At 70.1% G+C, this 14,661-nt stretch carries 9 protein-coding genes; 3 read left to right on the top strand and 6 right to left on the bottom strand.

Annotation, left to right across the window (positions count from 1 at the left end; translation table 11 throughout):
- Positions 1–39: 39 nt before the first annotated feature.
- Both ACIQBL_RS44900 and ACIQBL_RS44895 read right to left on the bottom strand, forming a co-directional pair.
- Entirely contained in the window at positions 40–921 is an 882-nt protein-coding gene (locus ACIQBL_RS44900) for an ROK family protein (RefSeq protein ID WP_401953981.1), read from the bottom strand.
- Positions 922–1,013: 92 nt separating this feature from the next.
- A complete protein-coding gene (locus ACIQBL_RS44895) occupies positions 1,014–1,448 on the bottom strand; it encodes a type II 3-dehydroquinate dehydratase (RefSeq protein WP_401953979.1) in 435 nt (144 codons plus the stop codon).
- Positions 1,449–1,674: 226 nt separating this feature from the next.
- Here ACIQBL_RS44895 and ACIQBL_RS44890 point away from each other — a divergent pair, with 226 nt between their 5' ends.
- The 3 genes from ACIQBL_RS44890 to ACIQBL_RS44880 all read left to right on the top strand — a co-directional run bounded on the left by ACIQBL_RS44890 (position 1,675) and on the right by ACIQBL_RS44880 (position 4,820).
- Positions 1,675–2,841 carry a DegT/DnrJ/EryC1/StrS family aminotransferase gene (locus tag ACIQBL_RS44890; protein ID WP_401953976.1) on the top strand — a complete coding sequence of 389 codons (1,167 nt, stop codon included), beginning with the start codon at positions 1,675–1,677 and terminating at the stop codon, positions 2,839–2,841.
- Entirely contained in the window at positions 2,838–3,986 is a 1,149-nt protein-coding gene (locus tag ACIQBL_RS44885; RefSeq protein WP_401953974.1) for a Gfo/Idh/MocA family protein, read from the top strand. Before ACIQBL_RS44890 ends, ACIQBL_RS44885 begins: the two co-directional genes overlap by 4 nt.
- A 138-nt stretch (positions 3,987–4,124) precedes the next feature.
- Positions 4,125–4,820 carry an HAD-IA family hydrolase gene (locus ACIQBL_RS44880; RefSeq protein ID WP_401953972.1) on the top strand — a complete coding sequence of 232 codons (696 nt, stop codon included), beginning with the start codon at positions 4,125–4,127 and terminating at the stop codon, positions 4,818–4,820.
- A 62-nt stretch (positions 4,821–4,882) separates the two neighbouring features.
- On the opposite strand, the gene ACIQBL_RS44875 is transcribed toward ACIQBL_RS44880, so the two are convergent.
- From ACIQBL_RS44875 to ACIQBL_RS44860, 4 genes are all read right to left on the bottom strand, one after another.
- Entirely contained in the window at positions 4,883–6,070 is a 1,188-nt protein-coding gene (locus ACIQBL_RS44875) for a cytochrome P450 (protein ID WP_401953969.1), read from the bottom strand.
- 88 nt (positions 6,071–6,158) lie between these two features.
- On the bottom strand, positions 6,159–7,385 hold the full coding sequence (locus tag ACIQBL_RS44870) for an LLM class flavin-dependent oxidoreductase (protein WP_401953967.1): 1,227 nt from the start codon (positions 7,383–7,385) through the stop codon (positions 6,159–6,161).
- A 79-nt stretch (positions 7,386–7,464) separates the two neighbouring features.
- Complete coding sequence (locus ACIQBL_RS44865) at positions 7,465–8,220, bottom strand: arylamine N-acetyltransferase (protein ID WP_401953965.1); 756 nt, start codon at positions 8,218–8,220, stop codon at positions 7,465–7,467.
- Between the two features lie 78 nt (positions 8,221–8,298).
- Positions 8,299–14,661 (bottom strand): SDR family NAD(P)-dependent oxidoreductase (locus ACIQBL_RS44860; RefSeq protein WP_401953963.1); only part of this gene is annotated, 6,363 nt, incomplete at its 5' end.

Raw genomic sequence — 14,661 nt, 5'->3', positions numbered from 1 at the left:
GGGGTACGGGGGTACGGGGTGCGGGGTGCGGGGTGCGGGTCAGCGCGGCAGTCCCTTGGCCAGCAGGACGGCGCCGTGCAGTGAGGACAGTCCGCCCAGCCGGGCGGGCCGTACCGGTGGCAGCGGATGGCCCGGGCGTTCCAGCGCCGTCGTCCGCTCGGCCACCGTCTCCACGAAGTCCGGCATCGCCGCGGCGAACCCTCCGCCGATCAACACCAGTGCGGGATGGAGCAGTTCGCACACACCCGCCACGGCCGCGGCCAGGGCAGCGCAGCTCTCCCGCAGCGAGGTCACGGCCCAGGGCTGCCCGTCGAGCGCGCCCTCCCGCAGCGCGCCGAAGGTCACCTCTCCGCCCCGCCGCCGCGCCGCCCGGCGCAGGGTCGCCGGACCCGAGGCCACCGCCTGGACGCAGCCGCGCCGACCGCAGTCGCACAGCGGCCCCCCACGGTCCACGATGAGGTGGCCGGCCTCGCAGGAGAAGCCGCGGCCCACGCCGGGCAGGGATGTGCCGTTCAGCACGATGCCGCCGCCGACACCGGTGCCGACGCCGAGGTAGAACAGGTCGGGGCAGCCGGCTTCGTGGGCTTCGGCGAGGGCGGCCACATCACCGTCGTCCGCGCAGCGCACCTCGGCGTCGCCGAAGAGCGTGGACAGTGCGCCACGCAGGTCCACCCCGGCCCAGCCGGGGCGGCCTGGCCAGGCGGTGACCGTGCCGGTGGCGTCGAGTGTGGCGGGCATCGCCACTCCCACACCGCTGAGCCGCTCGGGGCGGCCGGCGCACACCTTCCTGACGTGATGCGTCAGCAGGTCCAGGTCACGGGCGGCGTCGCCGGGCGGCGCGGCCTCCGTACCGTCCGGCTCGGACCAGTTGAAAGAGCACTCGCTGATGCTCAGGTCGTCGTGTTCGACGCGCAGCGCCACTTTGGTGCCGCCGATGTCGATGCCCAGATGACTGATGGTGGTCTCCCGGCTCGTCGGCCTCCGAGGAGGTGTGGTGACGGTGGTGCGGGCACTCAGTCGGGCACCTTTTCGAGCAGGGCGCGTGCGGCGAGCCGGTATCCCAGTGCCCCGAGGCCGAAGATGACACCCGCGGCCAGCGGGCCGGTCACCGACTCGTGCCGGAACTGCTCGCGGGCCCAGACATTCGACAGATGCACTTCTATCCATGGCCGTGGATAGTTGGCCAGCGCGTCCCGAAGTCCCCATCCGGCCATCATGAGCGCGGCCGGATTGATGATGGCGGCGACGGAGTCGTAGTTCCCCTGAATGGTCTGGATGATCTCCGCTTCGCCGTCGAACTGGTAGGAATTCACCTTCCAGCCGCGCTCCGCGACCTCTTCCCCGACCCAGCGCTCGATGTCCTGCAGCGTATCCGTGCCGTAGATCTCGGGCTGCCGCCTGCCGAGTATGCCGAGATTCGGTCCGTTCACCAACAACAGCCTGCTCAATGGGCACCTCACCCTGTGGGGTCAGCTGAATTACAGCGGATCGTCGCGGAGTTGCCATTCAAGCACGGGAACCGCGGGAATGGCACGAGAGATTGCCCGGCAACAGTTCTGAGGGGGTTGTAGGGGTGCCTTGAGGGGGAATGACGTTTGTGCCGTCGGCCAGTTAGCGTGCTATTGCGTCCGCTGAGGACCTGCCTCCATAACGCGTAAAGGGAGTAGGGAAATCATGAGCAATGGTGTCCGACTGACATCCGAACTGCCCGCATGGCCGCAGTACGGCGACGAGGAGCGCGAGGCCCTGATGCGGGCCCTGGAGCAGGGACAGTGGTGGCGCATCGGGGGCAGTGAAGTGGACGCCTTCGAGGCGGAGTTCGCCGCGGCCCATGGCAGCGAGCACGCGCTGGCGGTCACCAACGGCACACATGCGCTGGAACTGGCCCTCGAAGTGATGGGCGTGGGCCCCGGCTCCGAGGTGATCGTCCCCGCGTTCACCTTCATCTCGTCCTCGCAGGCCGCACAGCGCCTGGGTGCAGTGGCCGTTCCCGTCGACGTGAACCCCGACACCTACTGCATCGATCCGTCGGCGGTGGAGGCGGCCATCGGCCCGAAGACCCACGCGATCATGCCGGTGCACATGGCGGGCCAGATGTGCGACATGGACGCGCTGGGCAAGCTGTCCGCCGACTCGGGGGTGCCGTTGCTCCAGGACGCGGCCCACGCCCACGGTGCCCAGTGGCGCGGCAAGAAGGTCGGGGAGCTGGGCTCGGTCGCGACGTTCAGCTTCCAGAACGGCAAGCTGATGACCGCCGGTGAGGGCGGTGCCGTGCTCTTCCCCGACGCCGAGTCGTACGAGAAGGGCTTCGTCCGGCACAGCTGCGGTCGTCCGCGCACCGACCGCGGCTACTTCCACCGCACCTCGGGCTCCAACTTCCGGCTCAACGAGTTCTCCGCCTCCGTGCTGCGCTCCCAACTCGCCCGCCTGGACGCGCAGATCACGACACGTGAGCTGCGCTGGCCGGTACTGAGCCGGCTGCTCGCCGAGATCCCCGGTGTCGTACCGCAGGCTCGCGACGACCGGGGAGACCGCAATCCGCACTACATGGCGATGTTCCGGATACCGGGGATCACCGAGGAGCGGCGCGCGAAGGTCGTCGACGTCCTCATCGAGCGCGGGGTGCCCGCCTTCGTCGCCTTCCGCGCGGTCTACCGTACGGACGCCTTCTGGGAGGCCGCGGCGCCGGACACCACGGTGGACGAACTCGCCCGCCGCTGCCCGCACTCGGAGGCACTCACCCGCGACTGCGTCTGGCTGCACCACCGGGTGCTGCTGGGCGGCGAGGAGCAGATGCACGAAGTGGCCGCCGTGGTCGCCGACGTGCTCGTGAACGCGTGAGCGCCCCCTCCCTCCGGGAAGGGCCGGTCCGGACCGCTGTGGTGGGCCTGGGGTGGGCCGCCCGCTCGATCTGGCTGCCCCGCCTCCGCCGCAACCCCGCCTTCGCCCTGACCGCGGCGGTGGATCCCGACGAACGCGGGCGCGCGGCCGTCGCCGAGGAGGCGGGGGCGGACCCGCTGCCGGTGCTGGCGACGGTTCACGACCTCGACCCCTCCGAGGTGGATCTCGCGGTGGTCGCGGTGCCCAACCATCTGCACTGCGCGGTCGCCACCGAGCTGCTCGCCAAGGGCATTTCGGTGTTCCTGGAGAAGCCGGTGTGCCTGACCTCCCAGGAGGCCGAGCGGCTGGCCGCCGCGGAGCGCTCCGGTGGCGCGGTGCTGCTGGCCGGCAGCGCGGCCCGCCATCGGGCCGATGTGCACGGGCTGTACCGGCTGGCCACCCGGCTGGGCCGGATCCGCCATGTCGAACTGGCCTGGGTGCGGGCGCGTGGCGTACCCGACCGGGGCGGCTGGTTCACGCAGCGGTCACTCGCGGGCGGCGGGGCGCTGGTCGACCTGGGCTGGCATCTGTTCGACATCGCCGTCCCGCTGCTCGGCACCGCCGCGTTCCGGCATGCCGTCGGCACGGTGTCCGCCGACTTCATCACCCAGCGATCCTCCCGGGCCACGTGGCGGGGCAACGACGACGACGTGGGCGTGGGCCGGGGCGGAAGCGATGTCGAGGACACCGCGCGCGGCTTCCTTGTCACCGAGGACGGCCGGTCCGTCGTTCTGCACGCGAGCTGGGCCTCGCACGAGGCGCTGGACACCACCCGGATCACGGTCGACGGCAGCGCGGGCAGCGCGACCTTGCGCTGCACCTTCGGGTTCAGCCCCAACCGCCTTGAGGAATCCACGCTCACCCGCACCGTCGACGGGACGACCTGGCCGGTGGCCGTACCCACCGAACGGATCGGCGTCGAGTACGACCGGCAGCTCGGCACGCTTCCCGCGCTGCTGCGCGACCCGGCCGCGCGGGGCCGGGTGATCGAGGAGGTCCGCCGCACCATCGGCGCCATCGAACGGGTCTACGCGTCGGCCCGGACCACGGAAACCACCTGGCCCGCCGGGACCGCCCGGGAGGTCCAGGAGCCGGCGTCGGCGTAACCCGCACCGGCTGCCCGCCACCGGTCACCTGCTCCCCCGCTCTGCCCGCTCCGCCTGCCTCAACCGCCTTCACGGACCGCCGCACCCGAGACCCGGGCCTGCGGTCCGCCGTACCGGCCCGCACCACGGGAGTGCTCCATGAACAGCCATCCGATCCGTCACGGCAGCCCACTCTCCGGAGCGGGTGCCACCCCGATCACCTCGGTGGTCTTCGACCTCGACGGTGTACTCGTCAACAGCTTCGCGGTGATGCGCGAGGCGTTCACCATCGCCTACGCCGAGGCCGTCGGCGAAGGCGAACCGCCCTTCGAGGAGTACAACCGGCATCTGGGCCGCTACTTCCCCGACATCATGCGGATCATGGGTCTCCCCCTGGAGATGGAGACCCCGTTCGTCCGCGAGAGCTACCGGCTCGCCCACCTGGTGGAGATGTTCGACGGCGTGCCCGAGCTGCTGGCGGAGCTGCGCCACCGCGGGCTGCGGCTCGCCGTGGCCACCGGCAAGGCGGGACCGCGGGCGCGGTCGCTGCTGGACACGCTGGGCATCCACAGGTACTTCGACGTGGTCCTCGGCTCGGACGAGGTGGCCCGGCCCAAGCCCGCACCGGACATCGTGCTGAAGGCGATGGAGTCGATGAGCGCCGACCCCGACCGGACCGTGATGGTCGGGGACGCGGTCACCGATCTGGCCAGCGCACGGGGAGCGGGCATCACCGCCGTGGCCGCGATGTGGGGCGAGACCGACAGGGAGACGCTGCTCGCGGCGGAACCCGATGTGGTCCTGCACAAGCCGGCCGAACTGCTGTCGCTGTGCCCGGTGGTGACGGCCCCGTAGCTCGCCGTTCCGCACCCGGCTCGCCTCACCTCCGTCTCCCGGTGGTGAGGCGAGCCGCCTGCCTACCTGGCCTCGAACTCGACGGGGAGTGCCGCCAGCGAGCGGATGAACGGGTTCTTGCTGTGGCTGACCTCGGAGGCGGGAACGCTCAGCCGGAGGTCGGGGAACCGCCGGATCAGGCTCTCCAGGGCGATCTGCCCCTCCACCCTGGCCAGCGGCGCGCCGATGCAGTAGTGGATGCCGTGGCCGAACTGCAGATGCGCGGCGGATTCCCTGGTCAGGTCCAGCCGCTCGCCGTCGGTGAAGTACGCCGGGTCGGAGTGTGCGGCGTTCATGTCCAGGAGTACCTGGTCACCGGCGCGTATCAGCACGGAGCCGATCTCCACGTCCTCGTTGGCGAACCGTGCGACGAGGATGCCGGGCCCGGCGTGCCGGAGCAGTTCGTCCAGGCCACGCCCGGACAGCTGCTCCGGGTCCTTGCGCAGCAACTCCATCTGGTCCGGCCGGGTCAGCAGGGAGAGCACCGCGTTGCTGATGAAGCTGCCGGTCAGCTCGTACCCGGCGATCAGCATCAGCCGTGCGGTGGCGACCACCTCACGGTGGCTGAGCCGGTCCTCCTCGTGTGCGGACATCAGATCGCTGATCAGGTCGTCCTTCGGATCCTGCCGCCTGGCCTCGGCGAGATCCTCCATGTACGTCCACAGTTTGGCGGAGGCGTCCTGGGAGCGTGCCGCGGTGTCCGGGTCCAGCGGGGGCGTGAGCATCAGGTCGGCCCACTGGTGGAACTCGACACGGTCGGCGATGGGCACACCGAGGAGTTCGCAGATGACCTGCATGGGCAGCGGAACGGCCAGCGCGGTGACGAGATCGGCCCGGCCGTCGGCCGCGATCGCGTCCAGCAACGTGTCGGTGATCTCCTGGACCCTGGGTCGCAGGCTCTCCACCCGACGCGCCGTGAACGCCTTGGACAGTAACCGGCGCAGCCGGGTGTGCTGGGGCGGATTGGTACCGGCCAGCGTGTCCTCGAACAGTCCGCTCACCGGCGTCGTCTGTCCCTGGGAGGCGGCATAGGCGGCGGCCGGGCTCATGCCGGGGTGTCCGAGGCATTCCCGGGCCTCCTCGTACCGGGAGACGAGCCACGCCGTCGTGCCGTGCATCGTGATCTGGCGCGGCGGTCCGTGCTTGCGCAGCTCCTCCGCGATGGTCTGCGGGTCGAGGATGCGCATCTCTTCTTCAGGGGTGTCAGCCATGGTGGTAGCACGTTCTCCTTCTGTGAGGCTCTGCTTCCGTGATGCACCGCTTCTGTGACGCACTGCCAGATCCGGGCTGTCCGGGCTGTCAGCTCGGGCTGCGGGCGGGAATGATGTAGTCGGGATCGGCCGTCCGTGGCGGCTCGCGCCGGGCCATGGCGGCGTCGATGGCGGGCTGGAGCCGGGCCGTCTTGCGCCGTTCGGCGGCCTCGTCGCGCTCCTTGAACTCGGGCATCACCTCGTTCGCGAAGAGTTCCAGCGACTCGCAGATGTGCTCGTGCCGGGTTCCGCCGCCCTGGACGAGGAAGATCGCCTGGTCCAGGCCGGCTTCCTCGTGCAGCCGCAGGAAGTCTCGTATCTGCCGCGGGGTACCCACCGCGCCCCGGGCCGGATTGCCCAACGGCATGCCGGGTCTGCCGAAGGAGGAGCGGCCCATGCCGTACCGGTCACGGTCGCGCTGAAAGGTCTCCCACAGCCGGGTGCGCCCCGGTGCGGCGGTGCCGAAGCCGGCGTAGAAGCCGAGGCCGAAGTTGAAGAACTGGACGCCGTCGGCGCCGCGTTCCACCGCGGTGGTCTCGTCCTGGTGGCAGAACATCGGAATGGTCGCGGCGATCTGCGCGTTGACCGCGAACCCGGCCGGCACGCAGTCCGCGGACTCGATGCCCGAGTAGTAGGCGTCGACGCACTTCTTGGTCTCCGCCGGTCCGAAGAAGGAGAAGTTCAGCGCGCCGAGACCCTTGGCGGCGGCGACACGGATCGCGTCACGGTTCCCGCAGGCCATCCACATCGGGGGGTGGGGCTTCTGCCGCGGCTTGGGCAGCACATTGCGGATCGGGGCCGAGACGTACTTCCCCTCGTATCCGGCGAAGGGCTCCTCCACGAACATCCGGGCGACGGCCTCCATCGCCTCCGCCCACTGGTCCCGCTTGACGGAGCGCTCCACCCCGAACCCGCCCAGCTCGGTGGGGGTGGTGGACTCACCGGTGCCGAACTCCACACGCCCGTTCGAGAGCAGATCCAGCATGGCGATCCGCTCGGCGATCCGTGCCGTCGGGTTGAACGCCGGGGGCATCAGAGCGACCGCGTGGCCGATGCGGATACGGCTGGTGCGCTGACTGACCGCGCCGAGGAACACCTCCGGCCCGGACATGTGCGAGTACTCCTCCAGGAAGTGGTGCTCAGGACACCACACATGGTCGAAGCCAAGCCGGTCGGCCAGCTCGATCTCCTCCAACATCTCGCCGAACAGGCGGTGTTCGGAGTCCTGGGTCCAGGGACGGGGCAGCTGGGCCCCGTACAGCAAACCGAATTTCACGGCGCATCACTCTCATCTGCTGGTCGTCGACCGCGGTCGCAACACGGTGTCGGGGCGGGGACGTGCGGCACCGGCCCGGTCAGTCGCGACCGTCCCAGTACGTGTCGAGCACCTGGGCGCGCTGCTCCGGATCGACGAGGAGGGTGACCTTCTCACGGCCGTCCTCCACGACCGTGAACATGTTGTTGGTGAGGAAGACCTGTCCCTTGTCGGTGGCCCGCCTGCGCCGGCGCATCGCCGCGAGGATGGCCGGGCCGTTGCCCTCCCCTACGCCGGCCCAGGCGTCGTAGGTCCTGGGCTCGGTGGTGAAGCGGTAGGTGGTGCGCCAGTCGCGCTCCAGGGTCTTGGCCTGGAGTACGAGGTAACCGTCCCGCCGGATCAGCCGGAACGCACAGCCGTACTGCCACTGCACCTCCTCCGACAGGCGCAGCGGCTCGGTGAAGCAGAGACCGGCATGACCCACGTCGGCCAGCCACTCCTGCCCCTCGACTCGTACGAGCATCAGCATGTGCTCGGGGTCGGGGGCGAAGGTGTCACCGGGCAGATACGTACCGCCGCCGATGACGTCCAGGTCGTAGTCCAGTTCGCGCAGCAGCCGGGCGAACAGGGTGTTGAGCTCAAGACACATACCACCGGCGCCGGTCGGCACGATGGCGTCGAAGGCCTTGTCGATGTCGATGTCCGCCATGTTCTCCGCGCTGAGGCGGTGCGTGTGAGCGGTGTCGTAGGGGACCGCCCCCAGGTGGCTCCGGTGCAGCTGCCGCAGATTCGGCAGGGTCGGGTCGGGCGGCCGGGAGAACCCCAGGTGCGCCAGGTACGTGTCCGTGCTGAACATGTGCGATCCCTTTCTTGCCGCTGCGGTCGGTGCCTGCCGGGCTGGACCGGTTGAGCTGGGCCTGCTGCGCTGTGCGGCTCACTCCCGGGCGGTTCCGGGGGCGGCGTTCGCGTCGGCTTTCTCCAGCTCGTCCCGGAGTTGCCGGGCGAGCATCCGAAGAGTCGGGTGGTCGAAGACGAACGTCGGAGGCAGCCGCAGTGCGGTGCGCTGGGCCAGGCGGTCCCGCAGTTCCACCGCCATCAGGGAGTCCAGGCCGATCTCGGTGAACAGCACATCGGGGTCGAGAGCGGCGGCCGTCGAGTGTCCCAGGACCTGGGCAGCCTCCCGCTGGACCGTCTCGAGCAGGATCAGCTCCTGCTCCGCCGCACTGGCTCCGGCCAGCCGGCCGGTCACCAGGCCCTGGTCCACTGCGGCCCGGACGGCTCGCCGGACCGGGGGCACCAGCTTGTGCAGCAGCGGCTGGACCGGCCCGTCGGCGGCCTGCGCCCGCAGCGCGCCGAGGTCCAGCTTCATCGGCAGCAGCACCGGTTCGTCCAGGAGCAGCGCGGTGTCGAACAGTTCCATGCCCTCGGCCGAGGACAAGGGGGCCACACCACCGCGTGTCATCCGGTGCTGCTCGGTGTCGCCGAGACGGCCGGTCATCCCCGTGCCGGCGGCCTGCTGCCACATCCCCCAGGCCAGGGAGACCGCGGGCAGCCCTTGGGCCCGGCGCTGGTGGGCCAATGCGTCGAGGTAGGCGTTGGCGGCGGCGTAGTTGCCCTGCCCCGCGTTGCCGAGAATCCCGGCGGCGGAGGAGAAGAGAACGAAGGCGGACAGATCCAGGTCGCGGGTCAGCTCATGGAGGTGGAACGCACCGTCCACCTTCGCCCGGAAGACCGCGTCCATCCGCTCCGGCGTCAACGCCGTCAGCACACCGTCGTCGAGTATGCCGGCCATGTGCACCACCGCCGTCAACGGAGCGTCGTCCGGGATCTCGTCCAGCAGCCCGGCCACCGCCTCGCGGTCTCCCACGTCGCAGGCCACGACCCGCACCCGCGCGCCCGCCGCCACCAGCTGCGCCTCCAACTCGGCGGCCCCGGCGGCCCGGGGCCCGCCCCGGCTTGCCAACACCAGGTTCCGCGCCCCGTGCGCCGTCACCAGATGCCGGGCCACCACTCCGCCCAACGCACCCGTACCACCGGTCACCAACACCGTCCCGCCGGGCTCCCGAGCGCCCATCGAGGCACCGGCCTCAGTCCCGGCCTCGCGCACCGATCCGGTTCGGATGAGGTGCCGGGCGAAGCAGCTGGTGCCGCGCAAGGCCAGTTGGTGCTGGTCACCGGCGAGCAGCGCGGACAACGGTGCGGCCGGTATCGGCCCTCGATCGACGTCGAGGATGTCGAGAAGGAGAATCCGCCCGGGGTTCTCCGCCTGTGCGGCCCCCATCAGCCCCCATACCGCAGCGGAGGCCGGATCGACCGCATCGGTGGCCCGGACCGCCACGGCACCCCGCGTCACCACGACCAGCCGACTGAACGCCAGTGACGGCTCGGCCAGCCACGCCTGTACGACGCGCAGCGCCCGCGCGGTCAGCTCCCGCACATCGGTCGTATCGCCGTTGAGATCCAGCAGCAGTACGTCCGGGCGCGAGGTCTCCGACACAGTGGTCGGCGTCGTGCTCGGCGTCGTCGCGGTCAGGCGGTGTATGTCCTCGGCGTCGGCCACCGGTATGGGTTCCGCGGCTGTACCGTCCGGCCGAACCGGCAGTTCGTCCCAGGCGACGCGGAACATCCGGTCCGCCGTCGCCGCGGTGCCGAATTGCTCGGCGGTGACCGGGCGGGAAACCACCGAGCCCACCGAAGCCACGGACGCGCCGGTCTCGTCGGCCAGTTCCAGGGTCATCGTGTTCGGGCCGCTCGGTGTCACGCGGACCCGCAGCGCCGAGGCCCCGGAGGCATGCAGCGCCACTTCTCGATAGGCGAACGGCAGCACCAACTCCGCATCGACTTCGTCGCGTTCGTGGAAGGCGACGGTGTGCATGGCCGCATCAAGGAGTGCCGGGTGGAGTCCGAAGGCTGCCGCCTGGGCCCGGTGCTCCTCGGGGAGGGCCACCTCCGCGTATACGGCGCCGTCCGCGCGCCAGGCCGCCCGCAGTCCCTGGAACGCCGGACCGTACCTGTAGCCGACGTCTTCCAGAGCGTCGTAGAGACCTTCGACCTCCGCCGGGTCCACGGCCACCGCACCGGCCGGCGGCCACACCGACAGCTCTGTCTCGGGCGCGGGCGCCTCCGCGGGGTGCAAGGTTCCCGAGGCGTGCCGCACCCAGGGCGCACCGGCAGCGGCGTCTTCAGCGCGCGAGTACACCCGTACGCCGCGCCGGCCCGTCTCCTCGGGCGCCTGTACGCACACCCGTAACTGCACCGCCGTGCCCTCGGCCAACACCAGCGGGGCCTCCATCACCAGCTCCTCGACCCCACCGCAGCCGACCTCGTCACCGGCCCGCACCGCCAACTCCACGAACGCCGCCCCGGGCAACAACACCGCCCCCGCCGCCACATGGTCGGCCAGCCACGGATGCGACCGCAGCGACAAACGTGACGTGAACAGCACCTCGCCCGACTCGGGCACCTCCGTCACCGCACCCAGCAACGGATGCCCGACCCCTGTCAGCCCCGCCGACGCGACATCCCCAACACCGCTTCCGTCTCCCACCAACCAGTAGTGCTCCCGCTGGAAGGCGTAGGTCGGCAGGTCAGGTGTGAGGGCGGGAAGGGTCGTGCCGCCATGCAGGGCGGTGAAGTCGACCTGCACGCCTGTCACATGGAGCTGAGCGAGGGCAGACATCAACGCGCGAGCCTCGTCGCCTTCCCGGCGCAGAGCCGGTACAAACACGGCCTGCTCGTCTTCAGCGTCCAGGCATTCACTGCCCATCGCGGACAACGTGCCATCCGGACCCAACTCCAAGAACGTGCTCACCCCGTATCCGGCCATGGCCCGCACACCATCCGCGAACCGCACCACCGACCGCACATGCCCCACCCAATACTCCGGCGAACACAACAGCTCGGCGTCCGCCACCTCCCCCGTCACATTCGAGACCACCGCAATCCCCGGCACCCCGAACGACAACCCCTCCACCACCCGCCGGAACTCCGCCAGCATCGGCTCCATCCGCGCCGAATGAAACGCATGCGACACCGGCAGCCTCTTCGTCCTCACCCCCCGCCCCGCCAGCGTCTTCACCACCCGCAGAACCGGCTCCTCATCACCGGACAACACCACCGCCGCAGGACCGTTCACCGCCGCAACATCCACCCCTGGCACCAGCAGCGGCCGCACCTCCTCTTCTCCCGCAGCGACGGCCACCATCACCCCACCCGCCGGCAACCCCTCCATCAACCGGCCCCGCGCCGCCACCAACACCGCCGCATCCCCCAACGACAACACACCCGCCACATGCGCCGCCGTCACCTCACCCAACGAATGCCCACCCACCACATCCGCCACCACACCCCACGACTCCACCAACCGGAACAACGCCGTCTCCAACGCAAACAACCCCGCCTGGCCAAACACCGTCCGTCCCAACAACCCCCCACCCCCGAACACCACATCCCGCACCGAAACCCCACCCGAGACCGAACCCAAGCCCAAGTCCGAGCCCGAGCCCGAGTCCAAGCCCGAGTCCGAGTTCAGTTCGGCGTCCAACACCTCACACACCGCATCGAACGCCTCCCGGAACACCGGGAACGCCTCGTACAACTCCCGGCCCATGCCCACCCGTTGAGATCCCTGGCCGGCGAACAACACCCCCAGCCGGCCCCGCCTCACCGACCCCGACACCACGCCGACCGCCGGCTCACCCCGCACCACCGCGCCCAACCCCGCCAACGCTTCACCCCGGTCCCCCGCCACCACCACCGCACGATCCGACAACCCCGCACGACCCACACCCAACGCAAAACCCAGCTCACTCAGGTCGAGTTGCGGTTCGCTCAGGAGGAAGGACTGGTGCCGCAGTGCCTGCGCCGCAAGCCCCGCGGCATCTCGGCCGGACACCACCAGCGGCACAGGAACGCCCTTCGGCCAGGGCTTCACCGGCTCGGTCGAGTCCACCTCCATCGGCGCAGCCTGCTCCAGGATGACGTGGGCGTTGGTGCCGCTGACTCCGAACGCGGACACCCCGGCCCGGCGCGGGCGCCCCGCCTCCTCCGGCCACGGCCGTTCCTCGGTCAACAACTCCACCGCACCCGCCGACCAATCCACCTGCGGAGTGGGGGCATCTACATGCAACGTCCGCGGCAACACCCCATGCCGCAACGCCATCACCATCTTGATCACACCAGCCACACCCGCAGCCGCCTGCGCATGACCGATATTCGACTTCAACGACCCCAACCACAACGGACGGCCCACCGGCCGCCCCTGACCGTACGTAGCCAACAGCGCCTGCGCCTCGATCGGATCACCCAACGCCGTACCCGTACCATGCGCCTCGACCGCGTCCACATCGGACGCGGCAAGGCGTGCGTTGGTCAGCGCCTGCCGGATGACCCGCTGCTGCGACGGACCATTCGGCGCCGTCAAACCGTTCGACGCACCGTCCTGATTCACCGCACTACCCCGCACCACCGCCAACACCCGATGACCGTTGCGCTGCGCGTCGGACAACCGCTCCAGGGCGAGTACACCCACACCCTCGGCCCAGCCCGTGCCGTCCGCCGAAGCGTCAAAGGACTTGCAGCGGCCGTCGACCGACATGCCGCGCTGCCGCGAGAAGGCGATGAAGATGCCGGGAGTGGGCATCACGGTGACCCCACCCGCCAGGGCGATCGAGCACTCCCCCGCACGCAACGACTGCGCCGCCAGATGCAACGCCACCAGAGACGAGGAACACGCCGTGTCCACCGCGACCGACGGGCCCTCGAAGCCCAGCGCGTACGACACCCGACCCGACAGCACGCTCGCCGAGGCGCCGAGGCCCAACATGCCTTCCAGTTCGGCAGGCACCGGCTCCACGCCGGACCCGTAGTTGTGGTAAGTCACCCCGGAGAAGACGCCTACGTCCTTGCCTCGCAGGGTGGTCGGGTCGATCCCCGCACGTTCCAGTGCCTCCCACGAGGCCTCCAGCATCAGACGCTGCTGCGGATCCACGGCCAGCGCCTCACGGGGGGATATCCCGAAGAACCCCGCGTCGAACTCCCCGGCGTCGTGCAGGAATCCGCCCTGCCGTGCGTAACTGGTACCGGCGTGGTCCGGGTCCGGGTGGAACAGCTTCTCCAGGTCCCAGCCACGGTTCACCGGGAAGTCACTGATTCCGTCCCGTCCCTGGCTGACCAGGTCCCATAGTTCTTCCGGCGTGGACACGCCGCCCGGCAGCCGGCACGCCATACCCACGATCGCGATCGGCTCGGTCGACACCGGCTTCGTCGACACCTCGGCCGTGCTCGTCGTGTCCTCGATATCCCCGGCTTCTCCCATTAGCTCGTCGCCAAGGAAGGCGGCGAGGATCAGGGGCGTGGGGTAGTCGAAGAGCAGGGTGGTCGGCAGCGTCCGGTCGGTGAGTGCGTTGAGGCGGTTTCGCAGTTGCACCGCGGTGACCGAGTCGAACCCGATCTGGTTGAACACCATGTCCGGTTCGATGTCCTCGAACGAGGAGTAGCCCAGGACGCCTGCGGTCTCCTGACGGACGGTCTCCAACAAGATACGTTCCTGCTCCGGCGCGGACTGCCCACGCAGGCGGGCGGTCAGCATGTCCGTTGGGGCGGGCAGATCCGCCATGGCCAGGAGCTGGGCATCGACGGAGCCCGCGTCGGCGGGAGCAGCGCTCTTGAGCCAGTAGTGCTGGTGTTGGAAGGCGTAGGTGGGCAGCTCCCATACGGTATCCGCGGAAGCCGCGCCCAGCAGGGACGCCCAGTCGACCGGGACACCGCGTACATACACCTCCGCCAGCGACGTCCATATCCGGCGCAGGCCGCCCTCGCCCCGGCGCAGCGTCCCACTCACCACCACCGGCCCGGCATCCGCCTGCTCCGCCACCGCCTCGATGCTCATCGTCAGCACCGGATGCCCGCTCACCTCGACGAACGCCCCGAACCCCTCACCCAGCAACTGCTCCACCGCATCCGCGAAACGCACTCTGCCCCGCAGATTCCGGAACCAGTACCCGCCATCCAACGCGGCCGTGTCCACCCACCCCGCCTCCAGCGTCGAGAAGAACGGGACACGCGAAGACACCGGCCGGACACCCGACAGGGCCCGGGCCAGCTCCTCCTCGATCGCCTCCACCTGCACCGTGTGCGACGCATAGTCCACATCGACCCGCCGGGCCCGCACCCCCACCGCCCCACACTCCGCCAACAACTCATCCAGCACGGCCGGTTCACCCGCCACCACCACCGACGACGGACCATTCACCGCCGCCACCTCCACCCGACCCGGCCACCGGGCAACCAGCCGCTC

Origin of the sequence: Streptomyces sp. NPDC088350 (genome assembly GCF_044753545.1) — a bacterium.
Classification (GTDB): domain Bacteria; phylum Actinomycetota; class Actinomycetes; order Streptomycetales; family Streptomycetaceae; genus Streptomyces.
This window is presented reverse-complemented; position numbering and strand designations above follow the sequence as displayed.

What these genes read in the sequence shown, in the direction of transcription:
- ACIQBL_RS44875 (WP_401953969.1), bottom strand. Translation starts at nt 6,070, where the DNA reads ATGGCTGACACCCCTGAAGAAGAGATGCGCATCCTCGACCCGCAGACC.
- ACIQBL_RS44880 (WP_401953972.1), top strand. Translation starts at nt 4,125, where the DNA reads ATGAACAGCCATCCGATCCGTCACGGCAGCCCACTCTCCGGAGCGGGT.
- ACIQBL_RS44865 (WP_401953965.1), bottom strand. Translation starts at nt 8,220, where the DNA reads ATGTTCAGCACGGACACGTACCTGGCGCACCTGGGGTTCTCCCGGCCG.
- ACIQBL_RS44890 (WP_401953976.1), top strand. Translation starts at nt 1,675, where the DNA reads ATGAGCAATGGTGTCCGACTGACATCCGAACTGCCCGCATGGCCGCAG.